The following is a 21,504-nucleotide window of genomic DNA, read 5'->3' as shown; positions in this document are numbered from 1 at the left end:
TTGTCTTGTTCTTGTGTTGCGTGGATGGCCGGCCCAAATGCGAATGGGCAAACCGGCTTAGACGCGGTCCCAATCGAAGCGGGCCTTGCTGCCCGAGCCGAACACCTTGAGCGCGCCTTGCTCGCCCACCGCGTTAGGCCGGTTGAAAATCCAGTTCTGCCAGGCGGTGAGGCGGCCGAAGATGCGGGTCTCCATGGTCTCCACCGGCCCGAAGCGCAGGTTGGCTTCGAGTCCCGTCAGGGCGTCCGGCGACAGGCTGGCCCGCTCCTCGATGGCAATGCGGATCTCGTCTTCCCAGTCGATGTCGTCGGGCGTGGCAGTGACGAGGCCGAGCGAGGCGGCGTTGAGGGCGTCGAGCGGCGCGCCGATATGGTCCTGCACGGCCTGGATCGCCACCACATCCTGATAGAAGCGCGCGGCCAGCCGGGTCTGTCCGTTGACGGTCGGATAGCGGCCGAAGTTGGCGGCGCTGGCGAACACGCGCGGCGCGTCGTCCGGCGCGTCGGGCAGGTGCAGCATGTAGCTGCGGTCGGCGGCCAAGGCCAGTTCCAGCAAGGTGCCGGCAAAGCAGGAGTCCGGCTCGATCAGCGCAAACAGCGTGCGTGACGAAACCTCCAGGCGCGCCAGCGTGCGGCGCAGCATGCCGATGGTTTCGCGCACGAACCAGTGGCCGGCATGCGCATCCAGCAACGCATCGGTGGCCAGCACCTGATGGGGGTCGCCCTCGGTCTTGAGGATCCACAGGCCGATGTCGAGATGGTTGGCGCGCAGCGTGAGGATGGCGTCGTCGAGCTCGCGCGCCATCTTCAGCGGCCACCACTCGGCGCCGGCGGCAAGGATCGCGGGCAGCGCCTGCGGCTGGTGCTTGGCCGGGCCGAAGACCGTCAGCGTGGCCTTGCGGGCACGCGGGTCGATGTGCACCTGGACCGTGTCATAGCGGTAGCCATGCGCATCCTGGCTGCGCGACAGTGGCGTGAGCTTCACGCCATCCTGGTCGGCGGGCCGGTCGCTGTGCGCGGCGAGCGCAAGCGCGCGCTGTTGCACATGCTCCGCGAAGCGCGCCGGCTTGACCACGGCATCGACCAGCTTCCAGTCGTGTGCCCGCTGTCCGCGCACGCCCTCGGTCGTGGTGCAGAAAATGTCGGCGTGGTCGCGCCGCACGCGGCGCTTGTCGGTGATGCGCGTGAGCCCGCCGGTGCCCGGCAGCACACCTAGCAGCGGCACTTCGGGCAGGCTGACGGCCGAGGCGCGATCGTCGACCAGCACGATCTCGTCGCAGGCCAGCGCGAGTTCGTAGCCGCCGCCGGCGGTGGTGCCGTTGCAGGCCGCGATGAACTTCAGGCCCGAGTGGCGGCTGGCGTCCTCGATGCCGTTGCGGGTCTCGTTGGTGAACTTGCAGAATCACCTTCCAGGCGTGCGATGACTTGCCGAGCATGAAGATGTTGGCGCCCGAGCAGAAAATGCGGTCCTTGGCGCTGGTGAGGATCACGGTGCGTACTGGCCACCGGGCCTGCGAACGTCAGTTTCCAGTGGCGGTACTGCGCGGGGTCGCGCTCAAAAGTGACGGGGGCTTGCTCGGTGGCGGTGGGGGCGGCCGGGGCTGACATCGTGGTCTCCTTTATGCATTATATTGTCGATCATCCCTTGCGATGAAATATAGTGCACAACGCCGGCCGGTGCAATCCTTGCGCGATGTTCAGGTGCCGATCACGCACCAATCACGCGAAGATGGGCGCGCAAGGCTTGCAGGGAGGTGGTGGGATCCTGGCCGCTGGTGTCGATCGTCACGTCCGCGCGGGAGTACAGCGGGGTGCGCGCCAGCAGGATCCGGCGCAAATCGTCCATGGCTTCACGGTTACCTTCCATCGGGCGCATGTCGCCCTGCGCCACCACCCGCGCCATATGTTCCTCGGGCGAGGTCCTTACCCAGACCGTGTAGCAGCGCGCCAGCAGCAGGTTGAAGGTGGAGGGCTCGGAGACCAGGCTGCCGGGCGTGGCCAGCACCATGCGGTCGTTCTCCCGCAGCACGCGCTCGAGCGCGCGCATCTCGTAGCGGCGGTAGGCGGCCTGGCCGTAAAGGGAGTGGATTTCGGCCAGGCTGGCGCCGGCTTCCTGCTCGATGACGCCGTTGAGTTCGACAAAGGGCACTTCCATGGCCGCGGCCAGCGCGCGCCCGAGCGTGGATTTGCCGGCGCCACGCAGCCCGATCAGCGTAATGCGGCGATGGCGCGCGTCATGGGAGGCTGAGGGCGCCAAGGCATGGTGGCAAGCCTCGCGCACGCGTGACAGGTCTGCCGCCGGCAGTTGCGCCAGCCACTGCACCAGTTGCGAGAACTCGGAGGCTGGCTGGCCGCCTGCGGCGTGCTGCGTTTCCATCTCCGCCAGCACCACCGGCAGTGGCACATCCAGCGCGCGCGCCACCTGGCGCAGCAGCAGCACGGACGCATTGCCGGTGCCGGTTTCCAGGTTGGCGAGGTAGCGCTCGGACACCTCCGCGCCGCGCGCGAGGTCCTTGCGCGACATGCCCCGCGCCGCGCGCAGTGAGCGGATGCGCTCGCCGAGTTGCGTCAGGTAGGGGTCGCGCTCGCCGGCAGGGCGGGCGTCGGAGGAATCGGGGGCCAGCAGAGGGTCTGGATCGCGGCGCATGGCGGGCGGGTTGTGATAGGGCGAGGGATCGGGCGGCGCCGGTGGGGCCGGGATTGGGGTTGCGATTATAAGGGACGCGGCCTTCGTGTTATATAGTGCATTTCTCTGCTTGCATAATAGTTGATATGCAATAAAATGCATCGGCAAATGAAGGTCAACAAGAAAAACAAGAAATCACAACAAACCTGACTCCGTTCCCACGGCGAAGCGCGACCGGGGGGCGGCATCGAGGAGTGGAGACATGACGCCCCCCATTGCATCCCCGTCCCCGGCGGCCGATGCGGCCGCCGCGGCCATTTCAGTACTGCCGGCCCGCTATAACGCCGCCGCCGACTTGCTGTCGCGCAACCTGGCGGCGGGCCGCGCCGACAAGATCGCCTATGTGGACGATGCCGGCTCGCTCAGCTTCGCCGCGCTGGACCAGCGCTGCCGGCGCTTTGCCGCCGCGCTGCTGCACGCCGGGATTCGCCCCGAGGAGCGCCTGCTGCTGTGCGCGCTCGACACCATTGATTTCCCCACGGTGTTCCTCGGCTGCCTGTTGGCCGGGGTCGTGCCTGTGGCTGTCAATACGCTGCTGACCGTCGACGATTACGCCTTCATGCTTGAGCACAGCGGCGCGCGCGCGGCGGTGGTCTCGGCGCCGCTGGCTACCATCATGCGCGATGCCATTGCCAAGGCGGGCATCGCACCCGCGCTGATCCTCGCCGCACCGGATTCCGGCAGCGCAGGCCCGGGGCCGAGCGTGGCCGACATGGCCGGGCAGGGCGTGCCGCGCGAAGGCGCTGCCGCCACCCGGCCGGACGACATCGCCTTCTGGCTGTATTCGTCCGGTTCCACGGGGCGCCCCAAGGGCACCGTGCACACGCATGGCAACCTGTTCCATACCGCCGATCTCTATGCACGCCAGGTGCTTGGCCTGCGTGAAGACGATGTGGTGTTTTCCGCGGCGAAACTGTTCTTCGCCTACGGCCTGGGCAATGCGCTGACCTTTCCGCTTGCGGTTGGCGCCACCACCGTGCTGATGGCCGAACGCCCCACGCCGCAAGCGGTGTTCCGCCGGCTGCGCGAGCAGCGCCCCACGGTTTTCTGCGGCGTGCCCACGTTATATGCCGGCATGCTGGCCGCGAGTGACCTGCCGTCGCGCCCCGACGTCGCGCTGCGCGTTTGCACCTCGGCGGGCGAGGCGCTGCCCAAGGACATCGGCGACCGTTTCCGCGCGCATTTTCCCGGCGACGTGCGCTACGGCACCACCGGCAAGCCGGTACCCGGCTATGCGTTGAAGCTGCTCGATGAAGCGGGCCAGCCCTGCGCGCCGGGCGAGATCGGCGACCTCTTTATCAAGGGCCCGAGCGCCGCGCTGATGTACTGGGGCAACCGCGAGAAGACCCGCGACACCTTCGTGGGCGCCTGGACCCGCAGCGGCGACAAGTACCTGCAGGATGCCGATGGCTACTTCATCTACGCAGGGCGCAGCGACGATATGCTCAAGGTGGGCGGCATCTATGTCTCGCCCTTCGAGGTCGAGGCCGTGCTGGCCCTGCACCCGGCCGTGCTGGAGGCGGCGGTGATCGGTGTGGCCGACGCCGACGAACTGGTCAAGCCGAAAGCCTTCGTGGTGCTGCGCCCGGGCCAGTCCTGGCACGATGGCATGGCGTTGGAATTACAGGCCTTCGTCAAGTCGCGCCTCGCGCCCTACAAGTACCCGCGCCAGATCGAGTGCGTGGCTGAACTGCCGAAGACGGCCACCGGCAAGATCCAGCGCTTCCGGCTGCGCCAGCGCGAGGAGGCTGTGCGCGCGGCGGCCGAAGGCGCGGCCCCGGAGCCGGCAATCGTGCCGGCAACGACCGACCGATGATGAAGGGCAAGGGCATGCAAAGCGAATTGGTGGAAATTCCGTTTGACGGCCGCCGTATCCAGGTAGAGATCCAGTGGTTGCGGCCGCAGCGGCAGGAGCGCCCGCTGGTGGTCTTCCTGCACGAGGGGCTGGGTTCGATCAGCATGTGGCGCGACTATCCGGCCGCGCTGTGCGAGGCCGGCGACTTTCGCGGCCTGGTGCTGTCGCGTTATGGCTATGGGCGTTCCACCCCGCGTCCCGCCCCGGAAAAGTGGGGCGTCGACTTCATGCATCGCCAGGCGCGCGAGGCGCTGCCGGCGCTGTTCGATGCACTCGAGATCGGGCCGGGACGCAAACGTGGCAAGCCCTGGCTGTTTGGCCACAGCGACGGCGGCTCGATCGCGCTGATTCATGCCGCGAGTTTCCCGCAGGCGGTCGATGGCATTACGGTGCTGGCGCCGCACATCCTGGTGGAGGATCTCTCGGTGAGCAGCATCCGGGCCACCCGCGAGACCTATCTGCAAACGGACCTGCGCAGCAAGCTGGCGCGCCATCACGACGACGTGGATTCCGCCTTCTGGGGCTGGAACGATATCTGGCTCGATCCCGCGTTCCGCGCCTTCGACCTGCATCCGCTGCTGTCGCAGATTCAATGTCCTGTGCTGGCGGTGCAAGGCGAGGACGACGAGTACGGCACCATGGCGCAGATTGAGGGTATCCATCGATATGCACCTCAAACCGTCCTGCTTAAACTCCCGCGATGCGGCCACTCGCCACACCGCGACCAGCCTGGGCCGTTGACGGATACGGCGGTCAGGTTTATAACGGCACATACTTCATACCTAAAATAATTCCGCGCCCCCAGCGCGCCGGCCTGCAGTTCCCGCCGTCTGGCAACTCGCAAGGTCTGCGAATGTTGCGCACGACGAGGGAATCCCGCAGGGCGGCGATGCCGGCCCAGGCGACGGAAGTCGGCTTGACCACCAGGAGACATCCATGCATCGCTTCACATCGCGCGGGCTGGCCCCCGCATGCCTTGCCATCGCTGCATCGAGAATGGCTTCAAGATGTACGTGCAGGAGCAGGGCGGCAAGCTGGGCGGGCGGGAGATCGAGTACTTCAAGGTCGACGACGAGTCCGATCCGGCCAAGTCGCCGGAGAACGCCACCAAGCTGATCAAGCGCGACCAGGTCGATGTGGTGGTGGGCACGGTGCACTCGGGCGTGCAGATGGGCATCGTCAAGGTGGCCAAGGAAAACAACACGCTGCTGATCATCCCCAATGCGGGCGTGGACGAAGCCACCGGCCCGCTGTGCGGCCCTAACATCTTCCGTTCCTCGTTCTCGAACTGGCAGCCGGGTTATGCCATGGGCCACGTGCTGGCCGAGCGCGGCATGAAGAAGGTGGTCACGCTGACGTGGAAATACGCCGCCGGGGAGCAGTCTGTCAAGGGCTTCAAGGAAGCCTTCGAGGCCAAGGGCGGCAAGGTCGTGAAAGAGTTGAGCCTGCCGTTCCCCAACGTGGAATTCCAGGCATTGATCACCGAGGTGGCGTCAATCAAGCCCGATGCGGTCTTCGTGTTCTTCGCCGGCGGCGGCGCCGTGAAGTTCGTCAAGGACTGGGCCGCGGCGGGCCTCAAGGACAAGATTCCGCTCTACGCGTCGGGCTTTCTCACCGACGGCACGCTGGAGGCGCAGGGCAACGCAGCGCAAGGCATCGAAACCACGCTGCACTATGCCGATGGCCTGTCCAACCCGCGCGACAAGAGCTTCCGCCTGGAATACGCCAAGGCCTACAAGCTGCAGCCTGACGTGTACGCCGTGCAGGGCTACGACGCCGCCCAGTTGCTGGCCGCCGGCGCTAGCGCGGTCAAGGGCGACATGAGCAAGAAGGCCGAGGTCATCAAGGCGATGGAGCAGACCAAGGTGGACAGCCCGCGTGGTGCGTTCACGTTGTCGAAGGCGCACAACCCGGTGCAGGACTTCTACCTGCGCAAGGTCGATGGCCGCGAGAACAGGCTGGGCAGCGTCGCGGTGAAGGCACTGGCCGACCCGGCGCGCGGCTGCCGGCTCTGAGCGGTTGAACGCAGTGGCCCGCCGCCGCCAGGGCGCCGGGCCGAAGTCCGGCCCCGCTGGCGGGGCCGCATACCGCAACCGAGTTGCCGCTTTGCCGCATGGATATCCATGGATATCGTTTCCTTCTTCATTCAGTGCCTTAACAGCATCCAGTACGGCTTGCTGCTCTTTCTCGTGGCCAGCGGCCTGACGCTGATCTTCGGCATCATGGGCGTGATCAATCTCGCCCATGGCAGCTTCTACATGCTGGGCGCCTACCTGGCCTTCACGCTGGCCGGGCTGACCGGCAGCCTGCTGATCGCCATCCCGCTTGGCATTGTGCTGGCGGTGGCGTTCGGCTATGTGCTCGAGTGGGTGTTCTTCAGTTATCTCTACCAGCGCGAGCATCTGCAGCAGGTGCTGATGACATACGGGCTGATCCTGGTGTTCGAGGAGATGCGCAGCATCCTGGTGGACGACGACGTACATGGCGTGACAGTGCCGGCCATGCTCGACTGGTCCTTGCCGATAGGCAACGACATGACCTATCCGGTCTACCGCTTGTTTATCTCCGCGATCTGCCTGCTGGTGGCCGCGGCCATGTACCTGGTCATCCGCCGCACGCGCCTTGGCATGATGATCCGTGCCGGCGCCACCAACCGCGAGATGGTGCAGTCGCTGGGTATCAACGTCACCGTGCTGTATCGCTTCGTGTTCGCGCTGGGCGTGGCCCTGGCGGTGCTGGCCGGCATGATCGCCGCGCCGGTGTCCTCGGTCTATCCGGGCATGGGCAGCCAGGTGCTGATCGTGTGCTTCGTGGTGGTGGTGATCGGCGGCATCGGCTCGGTCAAGGGGGCCATGGTGGCTTCGCTGCTGCTGGGTTTCGTCGATACCTTCGGCAAGGTGTTCTGGCAGGAGGCCTCCGGCGTGCTGGTCTACCTGCTGATGGCACTCATCCTGCTCTGGAAACCCCAGGGCTTGTTCAAGGCGGGGTAGGGATATGCCGAGCGATACCAATGCATTGGATGGTCCGTTGCGCGCGCGCAGCGGACCCATGCCCTGGCTGGGCGGCCTGGAAGGTCATGATCATGGCCATCTTCGCGCTGTCGCTGCAGCTGCTGATCGGCTACACGGGGCTGGTCAGCCTGGGCCACGCGGCTTACTTTGCCATGGCGGCCTACGCCACCGCGATAATGGCGCCGCAGGCCGGTCCCGGCAACGGCTGGCTCCTGCTGCTGGGCGCGCTGGGCGCCGCGGCGCTGCTGGCGCTGGTGGTCGGCGCGCTGGTGCTGCGCACGCGCGGCATCTATTTCATCATGGTCACGCTGGCCTTCGCGCAGATGGTGTATTTCGTCTTCCATGACACCAAGATCGCGGGCGGCAGCGACGGTACCTATATCTACTTCCGCCCCGAGTTCGGCCTGCTGGGCGCGCGCCCGTTCGACGTGAACGACGTCACGCATTTCTACTGGCTGGTGCTGGGCGCGCTGGTGCTCACGGTGGCGGGGCTGGCGGTGGTGCTGCGCTCGCGCTTCGGCCATGCGCTGGTGGGCATCAAGCATAACGAGCAGCGCATGCGCGCCGCCGGCTATGCCACCTATCGCTACCAGCTAGGCGCCTTTGTGGTGGCCGGCACCTTTGCCGGCCTGGCAGGCTACCTGTATGCCATCCAGTACGGCTTCGTCAATCCGGAGATCGCATCCTGGCATCAGTCCGGCAATGCCATGCTGATGGTGATACTGGGCGGGGCCGGCAGCCTTGCCGGCGCGGTGCTCGGGGCCTTCTCCTTCGTATTGCTCGCGGAGTGGTTCAGCACGCTGACCAAGCACTGGCAGTTGCTGATGGGCGGCTTTGTCATCGTCGCGGTGGCCTTGCTGCCGCATGGACTGATCAGCCTGGCCCGTGGCGTCGCGCGCCGGCGCGAAGGAGAATCCCGATGAACGCACCTGTACCTGCGCCGGTCTTGTCGGCCCGCAAGCTGACGCGCCGCTTTGGTGGCCTCATCGCGGTGGGGGACGTGGACCTGGACCTGGCCTTGCACGAGATTCACGCGGTGATCGGCACCAATGGCGCGGGCAAGTCCACGCTGATCAATATGCTGTCGGGCGAGCTGCCGCCATCGTCGGGTGCCCTGCAATTGCAGGGGCGCGACGTGACCGGCTGGTCGCAACCGCGCCTGGCACGCGAAGGCGTGGGCCGCAGTTACCAGCGCAACAACATCTTCCTGCCACTGACTGTGCGCGAGAACTGCCGCCTGGCTGCGCAGTCACGCGCGCAGCGGGCCTGGCGGCTATGGGAGGGCGCGCAGCGTTGCCGCACCAGCCGTGCGCTGGGCGACGAGGCGCTGGAGTGCGCCGGCCTGGCCGGCTGTGCGGATACGGTCGCCACGGCGCTGTCGCATGGCCAGAAGCGCCAGCTCGAGGTGGCGATGTGCCTGGCCACCCAACCCACCGTCCTGCTGCTGGATGAGCCGTTGGCCGGCATGGGCGCGGAGGAGTCGGCACGCATGCTTGCACTGTTGCGCTCGCTGCGCGATGGCCATGCGGTGCTGCTGGTCGAGCACGATATGGAAGCGGTCTTCTCGGTTGCCGACCGGATCACGGTCATGGTCAACGGCACCGTGATCGCCTCGGGCGAGCCTGAGGCGATTCGCGTCAATCGCGAGGTCCAGCAGGCTTATCTGGGCGAGGAGGGCGAAAACGGTGAAGCGGGCGGGAGCGGGGCAATCTCCCACCGGGCGGCCCTGCATCGGGAGCAAGCGGCATGAGCGCGCAGAACGGGATGATTGCCGCACGCGGCGTGCATGCCTGGTATGGCAGCAGCCATGTCCTGCGCGGGATCGATTTCAGCGTCGGCACAGGCGAGACCGTGGGCTTGCTGGGGCGCAACGGCATGGGCAAGAGCACGCTGCTGCGCACCCTGCTTGGCCACGTGCGGCAGCGCGAGGGCACCATCCTCGCCGGCGGGCGCGATGTCTCCCGTGCGCAGCCGTATGAAGTGGCGCGCCTGGGCGTGGCCTATGTGCCCGAAGGAAGGGGCATCTTCCCCAATCTCTCGGTGCGCGAGAACCTCCTGATGGCGGCACGCAAAGGACCGTCTGGCCGGATGGACTGGGACGAGGCCAGGGTGCTGGACCTGTTCCCGCGCCTCAAGGAGCGTCTTGGCCACGGCGGGCAGCAACTCTCCGGCGGCGAGCAGCAGATGCTGTCGATCGGCCGGGCCCTGATGACCAACCCGGACTGCTTGATCCTGGACGAGGCGACCGAAGGCCTGGCGCCGCGCATCGTCGCCGAGATCTGGCAGGTCATTGCCACCGTGCGCGCCACCGGCATTGCGTCCGTGGTGGTGGATCGCAACTACCGCACGGTGCTGGCCAATGCCGACCGCGTGGTGGTACTGGAGAAGGGCATGGTCGTCATGAACGGGCCTGCTGCCGAGCTGGCGGTGGAGCCCGGCTTGCTGGACCGCTATCTGGGGGTTTGATTGTGACTAAATGTTCACAATTTGTGCCGATGCAGCAACGCCGATATTCCCCCATTCCTGGGTAATTTGGTGGTCCACCCCGCGCAAGCGCTTGACCAGGCGGGACTTCCCTCGCATGCTTGACACGTCACCAGCAGCTGGCAGGTTCCTCAAGGGAGGATGCGCCCTAGTGGTCGTCACCCGGCACTTCATCTAGAATGGCGCGCGTTTGTGCAATGCAATAGCGGCGCGGTGCCGTTGCGCCGTCTCGGGCGCACAAGCCGTGCGCCCAGAGCGGTGCGCGAGCCTTTCAACCTTACCTTTATCCATGACCCAGCCCGCATCCAGTCATTATTTCGTCGAAAGTCCCAGCAAGCGTGCGCTGGTGATCGGGGCGATCGGCGTCGTCTTCGGCGATATCGGTACCAGCCCGTTGTACGCGCTCAAGGAGTGCTTCAGTACCGAGCATGGCATCCCCTTTAGCGACGCCGCCGTCATGGGCATCATCTCGATGCTGTTCTGGGCGATGATCATCGTTGTGTCGCTCAAGTACGTGATGTTCGTCATGCGCGCCGACAACGACGGCGAGGGCGGCATCCTGGCCCTCATGGCGCTGGCGCTGCGTACCGCGGCGCCGCGCTCGCGCATGGCGAAGCTGCTGATGATGTTCGGCATCTTCGGCGCCTGCATGTTCTATGGCGACGCGGTGATCACCCCGGCGATCTCGGTCCTGTCGGCGGTGGAGGGCCTGGAGATCGCCGCGCCCGGGCTTTCGCACTTCGTCATACCGATCACGCTGGTGATCCTCGTGGCCCTGTTCATGATCCAGCGCAGCGGCACCGCCGCGGTGGGCAAGCTGTTCGGGCCCATCATGATGGTGTGGTTCGCGGCGCTCGGTGCCCTGGGCGCGTACCACATGCTGCATGCGCCCTCGATCCTGATGGCGGTCAACCCGTATTACGCGGTCACCTTCCTGATGCAGCATTCGTTGCAGGCCTTCGTGGTGCTCGGCTCGGTGTTCCTGGTGCTGACCGGCGCGGAAGCGCTGTACGCGGACATGGGCCACTTTGGCATCCGGCCGATTCGCATGGGCTGGTTCGCGGTGGTCATGCCGTGCCTGATGCTGAACTATTTTGGCCAGGGCGCGATGCTGCTGCAGAATCCGGAAGCCATCAGCAATCCGTTTTACCTGATGGTGCCGCAACCCTTGCTGCTGCCGATGGTGGTGCTGGCCACCTTTGCCACGGTGATCGCCTCGCAGGCTGTCATCTCGGGCGCGTTCTCGCTGACCAGCCAGGCGATCCAGCTGGGCTTCGTGCCGCGCATGCGCATTCGCTATACCTCGGACGCTGAAATCGGCCAGATCTACCTGCCGAGAAGTCCGACAACCTGGCCGCCGCCTACGGTATCGCTGTGACCACCACCATGGTGATCACCACGTTCCTGGCTGCCGTGGTCATGCGCAATGTGTGGAAGTGGAACCCGGTCCTGGTGACCCTGATCGGCCTGACGTTCCTGCTGGTCGACCTGGCGTTTTTCTCGGCCAACCTGCTCAAGATCGCCGAGGGCGGCTGGTTCCCGCTGCTGATGGGCGGCACCGCCTTCTTCCTGCTGATGACCTGGCACAGCGGGCGCAAGCTGCTGCGCGCGCGCAGCCTGGAAGATGGCATCCCGCTCGAGCCCTTCATCGGCGGCTTGCTGGCGCACCCGCCGCATCGGGTCGAAGGCACGGCCGTTTTCCTGACCGGCAACACCGAGTCGGTCCCGGTTTCGCTGCTGCACAACCTCAAGCACAACCGCGTGCTGCACGAGCGCGTGGTGTTCCTGAGCTTCGTGACGCGCGACGTGCCCTACGTGGACGATGACCATCGCCTGACCTGCAAGGATCTTGGCGGCGGCGTGTTCATCCTCAAGTCGGAGTATGGCTTCAAGGAAACGCCGGATGTGCAGCGGGTGCTGGATCTGGCCCAGCGCAAGCTCAACATGCAGTTCGAGTTGATGGAGACCTCGTTCTTCATCGCCCGTGAATCGGTGATTCCGTCGAAATTGCCGGGTATGTCGATGTGGCGCGAAAGCCTGTTTGCCTGGATGCATCAGAACGGCGCCAAGCCCTCGGACTTCTTCCAGATTCCGGCCAACCGCGTGGTTGAGTTGGGGACCAAGGTGGAGATCTGACGGCAGTGCGGGTTTGCGCGCCGTAGTTCAAGGCCGGCTTGATGCGATTTGATGCCCGCGGGCTGCAAATTTCTTGGCTTTCAGGATCTTGCAGCCCGCGGGCATCATTTTTTGGATTGGTGTTTGCTGCCCACCACGGTCGCGCGCATGGCGTCGCTGTGCAGCGGACTGAAGAAGAGCGAGCCGGTGCAGCAGCGTTCGGCGCCCGCAGCACGTAAAAAAAAAGCCCCTGTGCCATGCGCAGGGGCTTTTGTCAGGCGCGCGATGCTCAGCGCTTGAGCTTGGCGAAGGCCGCCGCCATGGCGCCGGACGGCTCCTCGCGGCGCTGGCCGCCGCCGAACCCCTTGCCCTGGCCGGGGCGCTGGCCCTGGCCCTGGCGCGGCGCGTTGCCGCGATCCGTCTGGCCCGCGCGGACCGGCCCTTGGCCGGGCTCGTCGTCCAGGCGCATGGTCAGGCCAATGCGGTTGCGCTTGACGTCGACCTCCATCACCTTGACCTTGACGATCTGGCCAGCCTTGACCGCCTCGTGCGCGTCCTTGATGAACTTGGCAGGCCCTTCTTGATCTGGTCGAGGATCCGCTTGACCACCGGGTAGGCTTCCGGGTGGACCGAGGAGCGGTCCAGCGGATTGTCGCCGTCGTTGACGCGCAGGAAGCCAGCGGCCTGCTCGAACGTCTTGTCGCCCAGGCGCGGCACCTTCTTCAGCGCGGCGCGGTTGGGGAAGGCGCCGTTGGCATCGCGGTACTCGACGATATTGCGCGCCAGCACCGTGTTCAGGCCGGACACACGGGCCAGCAGCGGGGCCGAGGCGGTGTTTACGTCCACGCCCACGGCATTCACGCAATCCTCCACCACGGCGTCGAGTGCGCGGGCCAGCTCGCGCTGGTTCACATCATGCTGGTACTGGCCCACGCCGATCGACTTGGGATCGATCTTGACGAGTTCTGCCAGCGGATCCTGCAGGCGCCGCGCGATCGAGACCGCACCGCGGATCGACACGTCGAGGTCCGGGAATTCCTTGGCGGCCAGCTCCGATGCCGAGTAGACCGAGGCGCCGGCTTCGCTGACCACGATCTTGGTCAGCTTGGCTTCGGGCAACGCCTTCATCAGGTCCAGCACCAGCTTGTCGGTTTCGCGGCTGGCGGTGCCGTTGCCGATCGATACCAGCATGACGTTGTGCTGCTTGGCCATGCGCGCCAGCGTGGCGAGCGAGCCGTTCCAGTCGCGGCGCGGCTCGTGCGGGTAGATGGTGGCGGTGTCGATCAGCTTGCCGGTGGCGTCGACCACGGCCACCTTGCAGCCCGTGCGGATGCCCGGGTCGATGCCCATCACGGACTTCGGGCCGGCCGGCGCGGCCAACAGCAGCTCATGCAGGTTGCGGCCGAACACCTTGATGGCTTCGCCCTCGGCGGTTTCGCGCAGCTGGGTCAGCAGCTCGGTTTCCAGGTGCGGCTGCACCTTGACGCGCCAGCACCAGCGGCAGACATCGGCCAGCCACTTGTCGGCCGGGCGGTTCTGGTTCTGGATGCCGACATGGCGCGCAATCATGCCTTCGCACGGGTGCGGCACCATCGCGTCCTGCTCTTCGCCCAGGCCGAGCTTGACCATCAGCACACCCGCATTGCGGCCACGGAACAGCGCCAGCGCGCGGTGGGACGGAATGGTGCGGATGGTCTCGCTGTATTCGTAGTAGTCGCGGAATTTCTCTTCTTCCGCGCCTTCCTTGCCTTCCATCACCGAGGAGGTGACCAGGCCGTTGTTCCACAGGTGCTCGCGCACCTTGCCCAGCAACTCGGCGGTTTCGCCAAACTGCTCCGACAGGATATCGCGGGCGCCGTCCAGCGCGGCCTTGACGTCCGGCACGCCACCGTCGGCGGTGGGGTTGCCGTTGACGTACTTGGCGGCCTCGGCCTGCGGGTCCAGCGAGGGGTCGGCGAGCAGCGCGAGCGCCAGCGGCTCCAGCCCGCATTCGCGCGCGAGCTGGGCGCGGGTGCGGCGTTTGGGCTTGTAGGGCAGGTAGAGGTCTTCCAGGACCTGCTTGGTTTCCGCGCCTTCGACGGCTGCGCGCAGTTCGGGCGTCAGCTTGCCCTGTTCCTCGATCGAGGCGAGGATGGTGGCGCGGCGCTCTTCCATCTCGCGCAGATAGAGCAGGCGTTCTTCCAGGTTACGCAGATGCGTGTCGTCCAGGTTGCCGGTCACTTCCTTACGGTAACGCGCAATGAACGGCACGGTCGCGCCTTCGTCGAGCAGTTCTACGGCCGCCGCCACTTGGCGGGGTTGGACGGACAGTTCGGCCGCGATGAGCGACACGATCTTTTGCATGACGGAAGCTGGCAGAGTGGACATCAGGAAAACAGTCGGTCGAAAGCGGGGCATTTTGCCACAAGCTTGCCGCCGCGCGGCGGGGTGCTTGGGGCGGGGCGCCGCTTGCGTGATGCGGGGTGCCCGCACGGCGGTTGGGGCGGCGTCGGGATGCCGGCCTGCTTGCATGGCAACAACGATGGCAACAAGCGCGGCAACAAGCAGGGCGGATGTTAGAATCGAGGCATGATCGTCAAGCCACATTCGACCGCCCTTGCGGCCGCGTTCCCCGACCGCGTTGCCACCCAGCCTGTGCTTCGCGCGGGCCGCTTCCTGCCCGCGCAGGTGCGGCTCGCCGTGCTTGCCACGGGCCTGGCGGCGCTGCTCCTGCCAACGCTCGGCCACGCGCAGGGGACGCCCGGTGCCGCGCAGTCTCCGGCAGCGGCAGGCGCGGCGCAAACGCCGCCCCGGGATTTTGCCGCGGAACGCAAGGCCATCAGCGACTCGCGTGCCTGGACCACCTATCGTTATGGCACGGCCGAGCACGATTGCTACAACAAGTTCTTTGTCACGCATTGCATCGACAAGGCCAAGGACGCGCAGCGCGCCGAGTTGCAGGTGCTGCGCAAGCGCGAGCTTGAGGTCGGTGATGCGGAGCGCGCATTCAAGGCGGCCGAACGTGACCGGCAACAGGCGATCCAGCGCGCCCAGTACGAAGCGGAGCAGCCCGGCCGCGACGCCAACGAGCGTGCCAGCCGCGAAAGCTACGAGCGCAAGCAGCAGGAGCAGAAGCTGCGCGATGCGCAGCACGAGGCCGGCGCGCCGCAGCGCGCCGCCAATGCCCAGGCCTATGACAAGAAGCAGGCCGACTTCGACGCCCGCGTCAAGGCGGCGCAGGAGCAGGGCGCGCAGCAAGCCAAGCAGCGGCAGGAAAATGTAAAGGCCTACGACCAGAAGCAGCGCGACGCCGAGCAACGGCAGAAAGACGTCGACGCGCGTCGTGCCAAGGCCAAGGAGCAGCAGGGGCAGGCGTCCGCGCCGCGTCCCTTCGGTTTCTGAGCGGCTACGCGCCGCGCCCACAGCCGGGGGCAATACCGGCGACAATGGCCGGTGCCAGACGTCGGCGCGATGCACCTGGCCGCGCCCACGTCAAATGCCGTACCGGCGCGCCGGCGCCCAGCGCCGGCTTTGAGCGGGAGAGCCGATGGACCGCAACCTGAATACCTTATCGCGACAGATCATGGAGTTGCAGATCGAACATCGCGATCTCGATTACCTGATCGACCGCATGGCGGCTGACGCCACGCACGACGAACTGCAACTGCGCCGACTGAAAAAGCGCCGTCTCAAGCTCAAGGATGCCATTACCTTGCTCCAGGTTCAGCTCGAGCCGGACGTGCCCGCCTGATCTCCCTTGTCCCGGGCCGCTCTAGAAGCGGCTCGCCAAAAAGCCTCGCCTTGCCTGACTCCGAAGACCTGCCCGCCGCCGCCGTAACGTCCGATCCGTCGGATCGGTCCGCTACGCCTAACACGCCTGACTCGCCCGAGACGCCGGTGACCAGCGCCGCCGGGCCGTCCGGCACGGCGGCTTCGCATGCCGCCCAACTGGCCACCATCTTTGCCGAGACCGGTACCCTGGCCACGGGCATCGAGGGCTATCGCCCGCGCGCGGCGCAGGAACAAATGGCCGCAGCCGTGGCCGGGGCGATCGAGCGCGCCGACACGGTCATCGTCGAAGCCGGCACCGGCACCGGCAAGACCTTCGCCTATCTCGTGCCCGCGATGCTGTGGGGCGGCAAGGTGATCCTCTCCACCGGCACCAAGAACCTGCAGGACCAACTCTTCCTGCGCGATATCCCCACGGTGCGCAAAGCGCTCAGCGTGCCGGTATCGGTGGCGCTGCTCAAGGGGCGGGCGAACTATCTCTGCCACTACCACCTTGAGCGGGCCGAGATCCAGGGCCGCCTGGCTTCGCGCCAGGACGCCGCGTGGCTGCGTGAGATCGCCCGCTTTGCCAAGGTCACGTCGTCGGGCGACAAGGGCGAGCTGGCCTCGGTGCCGGAAAACGCGCCGGTCTGGCAACTGGTCACCTCGACCCGCGACAACTGCCTTGGCACCGAGTGCCCGAACTACAAAGAGTGCTTTGTGATGCGAGCGCGCAAGGAGGCGCAGCAGGCGGACATCGTGGTGGTCAACCATCACCTGTTCTTCGCCGACGTGGTGCTGCGTGACACCGGCATGGCCGAATTGCTGCCGGCTGCCAATACGGTGATCTTCGACGAAGCGCACCAGCTTCCCGATACGGCCACGCTGTTCTTTGGCGAGAGCCTTTCGACCAGCCAGCTGCTGGAACTCGCGCGGGACACCGTGGCCGAGGGCCTCTCGCACGCGCGGGACGCCGCGGACTGGGTGCGGATCGCGGCACCCCTGGAGCGCGCCGCGCGGGACCTGCGCCTGGCCTTCACCCGGGACAATTCCCGCCTGGCGGTGAGCCAGATCGAGGCGGATCCCCGCATCGGCAAGCCGTTCTTCGAGACGCTGGATGCGCTCGAGACCGCGCTCGCGGAGTTCGTAACCCTGCTGGAAAGCCAGGCCGAGCGCGCCGAGTCGCTCGAGCAATGCCATCGCCGCGCGGTGGAGCTTGACCAGCGCCTGGCCGCCTGGCGCAACGAATCCAAGGGGCCATCGCCGCCCGCCGCCGGACAGGGCGATGAAAAAGCCCCGGCCAGCGCTGCATTCGGGCCGGAAACCGTGCGCTGGGTCGAGGTGTTCTCCCAGACGGTGCAGTTGCACCGCACGCCCTTGTCGATCGCGCCGATCTTCACGCGCCAGCGGGAAGGCCATCCGCGGGCCTGGATCTTCACCTCGGCCACACTGTCCGTGAAGGGTAATTTCACGCACTATGCTGCCCAGCTTGGCCTGGACAAGGACAAGTCGCTGACGTTGCCCAGCCCATTCGATTACGCCACCCAGGGCCTGCTCTACGTGCCGCGTGACCTGCCGGCACCGCAGTCGCCGCAGTTCACCGATGCCGTGGTGCAGACCGCGCTGCCGCTGATCGAGGCGGCCGGCGGCCGCGCTTTCCTGCTCTGCACCACGCTGCGGGCGGTACAACGCGCGTCCGACCTGCTGTACGAGGCCTTCGCTGAGCGTGGCCTCGAGCTGCCCTTGCTGGTGCAGGGCCAGGCCAGCCGTACCGAATTGCTCGATCGTTTCCGCGAACTCGGCAATGCGGTGCTGGTGGGCAGCCAGAGCTTCTGGGAAGGCGTCGACGTGCGTGGCGAGGCACTTTCATTGGTCATCATCGACAAGCTGCCGTTCGCCCCGCCCGATGACCCGGTGCTGGCGGCGCGTATGGAAGTGCTGCAAAAGAAGGGTCTCAGCCCGTTCGCCGTGCATCAGCTGCCGCATGCCGTGATCACGCTCAAGCAGGGCGCGGGGCGGCTGATCCGCTCGGAATCCGACCGTGGCGTGCTGGTGATCTGCGATACCAGGCTGGTGGAGAAGCCCTACGGCCGCCAGATCTGGCAGAGCCTGCCGCCCTTCAAGCGTACGCGCGAGGCCGAGACGGTGGTGCGCTTCCTGGAATCGCTGCGTAATGGCGAAGGCACGCCCGCGGGCGACCAGCCCGGAGGGGAAGCCGTGCTGGATTGACCTCCGTATTTGATGTAATCGCTGTTGGGGAAGTTCTTTTCCATCACACGGGCGGTATCGTCGCGCAAGTCCTTCATGCCCAGCGAATCGTACGAGCGGATCATGATGTACAGCGCTTCCTCGTTGGCCGGCGCACCGTCATAGTCCTTGAGCGCCTGCTGAGCCCGGTTTGCAGCGGCCAGGTAGGCGCCACGGCGGTAGTAGTAGCGTGCCGCATGGACCTCGTGCTGGGCCAGCGAGTTCACGATGTATTGCATGCGCGCGGCAGCATCCGTCGTGTACTTGCTGTCCGGGAAGCGCGTGACCAGCGTGTTGAAGGCGTCATAAGCAGCGCGCGCGGCCTTGGGGTCACGCTCGCTCAGGTCCTGGCCGGAAAAACGGCCAAGCCAGCCCAAATTGTCATTGAAGTTGATCAGGCCCTTCAGGTAATAGGCATAATCCACATTCGGGTGATTCGGATGCAACTGGATGAAGCGGTCGACCGAGGCAAGCGCGGCGGCGGTTTCGCCGTCCTTGTAGTTGGCGTAGGCGGTATCGATCTGTGCCTGCTGGGCGAAACGGCCGAAGGGATAACGTCCCTCCAGCTTCTCGTACAGCTTCACAGCTCGGGTAAAGTCGCCGGAATCTAGTGCGTCCTTGGCTTCCGAATATAATTTGTTAGCCGACCAGCCGGCAGTTTCGTCTGGTTGATCCGACAGCAGGCCGCACGCCGATAGCATGACGCAGCCGCCTGCGAGCAGAATCGCTCCAATTCTTGCGCGCCAGCTGGCGCGCTTCATGCTCATCAATTGCATGGGCAACGTATCCCGGATGAAAAATAGCGTCAAGCATTATAGCCCAAGCCCCTTGCCGGAAACCGCCGCCAAGGGCATCGAGCAGCAAGCTGCCGATTCAACCGACATCTTGAACGAGGTGGAGGACCTGGAAGACCTGACCGATGTGGCCGCGCTAGGCGGCCTGGAGGCAGGAGCGGAGGCGTCTCCAATCGAATTGGAAATGCAGCCGGTAGAGATTGAAGTTGATGGTGCATCACACGGCGAGCGCCTCGATAAGTTGTTGGCGCGCCACCTGAGCGGCTTCTCGCGAAGCCGCCTGCAGCAATGGATCGAGAACGGCGCGGTGCTGGTCGACGGCGAGACGCGCCGCTCCAAGTCCTCCGTGCAGATGGGCGAGCGCGTCGTGGTCCGTCCGCAGGCGGCGGCCGAATCGCGCGCCTTCGTGGCCGAAGACGTACCGCTCAACGTCGTGTACGAGGACGCCACGCTACTGGTCATCGACAAGCCCGCCGGGCTGGTAGTGCATCCTGCCGCCGGTAACTGGGGCGGCACCGTGCTGAACGGCCTGCTGCACCGCTATCCGGAGGCAGCGAGCCTGCCGCGCGCAGGCATTGTCCACCGGCTCGACAAGGAGACCTCCGGGCTGATGGTGGTGGCCCGCACGCTGACCGCCCAGACCGACCTGGTGCGCCAGCTGCAGGCACGTACCGTCAAGCGCAGCTACCTGGCGCTGGTGTGGGGCGAGACGCCCGAGTCCGGCACCATCGATGCGCCGATCGGCCGCGACCCGCGCGAGCGGATCCGCATGGCGATCGTGCTCACCAACAGCGGCAAGCCCTCGCGCACCCATTTCCGTACCCTTGGCACGGTGCCGCTCGGGCGCGGCCATGTCTCCATGGTGATGTGCCAGCTCGAAACAGGCCGTACCCACCAGATTCGCGTCCACTTCGAATCGATCGGCCATCCGATGGTGGGCGACCCCGTCTATCACCGCGCGGCCACCCAGCGCGGCCAGCGTCCGGCAATCAAGGCCCCGCTGCCGGTGCCGCTGCCGCGCCAGGCGCTCCACGCTTTCCGGCTTGGGCTGGTGCACCCCGCTACCGGCAAGACCGTATCGTGGGAGGCGCAGCCGCCCGACGACCTGCAGGCGCTGATCGAAGCGCTCGATTTCGACCGTGCCGGTGACGAAGACGAAGACGACGGCTGGACGGAGGGCGAGGACGGGGCATGGGAATACGGCGATGACGACTGAGGCGCCATGGCTGGTCCCCGACTGGCCGGCTCCGGCGCGGGTGCGCGCATTGTCCACCACCCGCCAGGGCGGCGTCAGCGAGGGCCCGTATGGCCTCGCTGATGGCAGCCCGGGCGGGCTTAACCTCGGTACCCATGTGGGCGACGATGCCGCCGCGGTCGCTGCCAACCGGGCACGGCTGGCGGCGCGGCTGCCGGCCGTGCCCGGTTGGCTGGAGCAGGTGCATGGCTGCGCGATTGCCACCGAAGACCAGTTTGCCGCCAATGGCGTGGTCCCGCAGGCGGACGCCAGCATCGCCACGAGCGCCGGCCGGGTCTGCGCCGTGATGACGGCAGATTGCCTGCCCGTGCTGCTCTGCGATCGTGCTGGCACGGTGGTTGGCGCCGCGCACGCGGGTTGGCGGGGGCTGTGTGGCGGCGTGATCGAGGCGACCTTGGCCCGCATGGGCCAGCAGGCCGGCGCGCAGGCGCAATGGCTGGCCTGGCTCGGGCCTGCCATCGGCCCGGACGCCTTCGAGGTTGGCGCCGAAGTCAGGCAGGCCTTCCTCGCACAAGCCCGGCCTGACGAGACGGCGCAGGTGGATCTTGCCTTTCGCGCCGGCGCAAACGGCAAGTACTTCGCCGATATCTACGCGCTGGCCCGCATCCGCCTGGCCCGCGCCGGCTGCACCGCGGTGTACGGCGGCGACACCTGCACCGTCAGCGATGCGCAGCGCTTCTACTCCTACCGGCGCGACGGCGTCACGGGGCGCATGGCCAGCCTGGCCTGGCTGGACGCCTGAACCTTTCTCCGCGTCAATTCCCGGCAGGCGGCTGTTCCGATCCTGCGGATTCCGCAGGTTCCACGGGGCCGGAAGACGCTTGCGCGCGCTTCGCCTGCCGGCTTCCTCTGCCTTGCGCCTGCGCAGGCGCCCAGGGGTGCCCATGATGTACACCAGGATCGCCACCGGGAACAGGCCGTAAAAGACGAAAGTGGCCAGTCCCGCGACCACGGTATGCTCGGTAATGGCCATCATCAGGACCACATACAGCCAACCGATTGCAACGATGTACATCAGAAAGTCATCCTTCTCGGGCAAGCTAGCCCCGTGGCCGGAGTGGCGCCACAGGGAGGGTCGCAGGTTCGCGCTGAACGCATTTTGCCGTTGGCGCCGGTCCGCGCATTTTTCCGCATTGACAGGCATAACATTGCAAGGCAACAATGGCTTCGAATGCACTGCAAGGCTGTGCTCTGGCAGGCATTCGCAGGCTCCGCCGCGATGACCCGATCTGATCCGGTCCGCGGCGCGGCGTGTCCGGCAAGCATACCGCATGACGTCACCAGCCGAGGGTGTCAGCGCGGGCCGGTTCC

The 21,504-nt window shown here is 66.3% G+C and carries 13 protein-coding genes and 5 pseudogenes; 13 read left to right on the top strand and 5 right to left on the bottom strand.

The annotated features are described in order from the left end of the window. Positions 1-57 precede the first annotated feature (57 nt). Positions 58-1,607 (bottom strand): annotated as a pseudogene (gene boxC / locus OR16_RS00320) (2,3-epoxybenzoyl-CoA dihydrolase). Positions 1,608-1,707: 100 nt separating this feature from the next. Beyond that, on the bottom strand, positions 1,708-2,646 hold the full coding sequence (locus OR16_RS00315; protein WP_006155959.1) for a helix-turn-helix transcriptional regulator: 939 nt from the start codon (positions 2,644-2,646) through the stop codon (positions 1,708-1,710). Between the two features lie 241 nt (positions 2,647-2,887). Here OR16_RS00315 and OR16_RS00310 point away from each other — a divergent pair, with 241 nt between their 5' ends. From OR16_RS00310 to OR16_RS00275, 8 genes and pseudogenes are all read left to right on the top strand, one after another. Then, the gene (locus tag OR16_RS00310) at positions 2,888-4,501 is read left to right on the top strand and encodes a benzoate-CoA ligase family protein (protein ID WP_006155957.1); all 1,614 of its coding nucleotides are present in this window, start codon (positions 2,888-2,890) and stop codon (positions 4,499-4,501) included. A gap of 14 nt (positions 4,502-4,515) precedes the next feature. Continuing rightward, positions 4,516-5,331: an alpha/beta fold hydrolase gene (locus OR16_RS00305; protein WP_085961260.1), complete on the top strand. Its 816-nt coding sequence runs from the start codon at positions 4,516-4,518 to the stop codon at positions 5,329-5,331. A 180-nt stretch (positions 5,332-5,511) separates the two neighbouring features. Further along, on the top strand, positions 5,512-6,555 hold the full coding sequence (locus OR16_RS00300; RefSeq protein WP_006155955.1) for an ABC transporter substrate-binding protein: 1,044 nt from the start codon (positions 5,512-5,514) through the stop codon (positions 6,553-6,555). 108 nt (positions 6,556-6,663) lie between these two features. Further along, a complete protein-coding gene (locus OR16_RS00295; protein WP_006155954.1) occupies positions 6,664-7,530 on the top strand; it encodes a branched-chain amino acid ABC transporter permease in 867 nt (288 codons plus the stop codon). A 20-nt stretch (positions 7,531-7,550) separates the two neighbouring features. After that, positions 7,551-8,474 (top strand): branched-chain amino acid ABC transporter permease, encoded by a 924-nt coding sequence (locus OR16_RS00290; protein ID WP_006155953.1) that lies wholly within the window; start codon positions 7,551-7,553, stop codon positions 8,472-8,474. After that, entirely contained in the window at positions 8,471-9,301 is an 831-nt protein-coding gene (locus tag OR16_RS00285) for an ABC transporter ATP-binding protein (RefSeq protein WP_006155952.1), read from the top strand. The genes OR16_RS00290 and OR16_RS00285 overlap by 4 nt, the downstream gene beginning before the upstream one ends. After that, entirely contained in the window at positions 9,298-10,017 is a 720-nt protein-coding gene (locus OR16_RS00280) for an ABC transporter ATP-binding protein (protein ID WP_006155950.1), read from the top strand. The genes OR16_RS00285 and OR16_RS00280 overlap by 4 nt, the downstream gene beginning before the upstream one ends. Before the next feature lie 307 nt (positions 10,018-10,324). Then, positions 10,325-12,171 (top strand): annotated as a pseudogene (locus OR16_RS00275) (potassium transporter Kup). Between the two features lie 268 nt (positions 12,172-12,439). Here the strand turns inward: OR16_RS00275 and OR16_RS00270 are convergent. Beyond that, positions 12,440-14,517: pseudogene (locus OR16_RS00270) on the bottom strand (Tex family protein). Positions 14,518-14,718: 201 nt separating this feature from the next. Here OR16_RS00270 and OR16_RS00265 point away from each other — a divergent pair. From OR16_RS00265 to OR16_RS00255, 3 genes are all read left to right on the top strand, one after another. Further along, positions 14,719-15,531 carry a hypothetical protein gene (locus tag OR16_RS00265; RefSeq protein ID WP_006155946.1) on the top strand — a complete coding sequence of 271 codons (813 nt, stop codon included), beginning with the start codon at positions 14,719-14,721 and terminating at the stop codon, positions 15,529-15,531. Between the two features lie 145 nt (positions 15,532-15,676). Then, positions 15,677-15,880, top strand: a complete 204-nt coding sequence (locus OR16_RS00260; RefSeq protein ID WP_006155945.1) for a DUF465 domain-containing protein — start codon at positions 15,677-15,679, stop codon at positions 15,878-15,880. 146 nt (positions 15,881-16,026) lie between these two features. Continuing rightward, entirely contained in the window at positions 16,027-18,126 is a 2,100-nt protein-coding gene (locus tag OR16_RS00255) for an ATP-dependent DNA helicase (protein WP_006155944.1), read from the top strand. Here OR16_RS00255 and OR16_RS40640 read toward each other — a convergent pair. Then, positions 18,123-18,920: pseudogene (locus OR16_RS40640) on the bottom strand (outer membrane protein assembly factor BamD); the annotation flags it as partial. The gene OR16_RS00255 and the pseudogene OR16_RS40640 sit on opposite strands and share 4 nt — an antisense overlap. Between OR16_RS40640 and OR16_RS00250 the strand changes: the two are divergent. Next, positions 18,904-20,154 (top strand): RluA family pseudouridine synthase, encoded by a 1,251-nt coding sequence (locus OR16_RS00250; protein WP_423739618.1) that lies wholly within the window; start codon positions 18,904-18,906, stop codon positions 20,152-20,154. The pseudogene OR16_RS40640 and the gene OR16_RS00250 overlap by 17 nt on opposite strands. Beyond that, positions 20,144-20,935 carry a peptidoglycan editing factor PgeF gene (pgeF, locus tag OR16_RS00245; RefSeq protein ID WP_006155941.1) on the top strand — a complete coding sequence of 264 codons (792 nt, stop codon included), beginning with the start codon at positions 20,144-20,146 and terminating at the stop codon, positions 20,933-20,935. The genes OR16_RS00250 and pgeF overlap by 11 nt, the downstream gene beginning before the upstream one ends. A gap of 81 nt (positions 20,936-21,016) precedes the next feature. Here pgeF and OR16_RS47990 read toward each other — a convergent pair. Further along, positions 21,017-21,208, bottom strand: a pseudogene (locus OR16_RS47990) (hypothetical protein); the annotation flags it as partial. Positions 21,209-21,504: the final 296 nt, after the last annotated feature.

It is taken from the genome of Cupriavidus basilensis OR16, from assembly GCF_000243095.1.
Classification (GTDB): Bacteria; Pseudomonadota; Gammaproteobacteria; order Burkholderiales; family Burkholderiaceae; genus Cupriavidus; species Cupriavidus basilensis_D.
The sequence above is the reverse complement of the archived record's forward strand: the minus strand, read 5'-3'. Positions and strand labels throughout refer to the sequence as shown.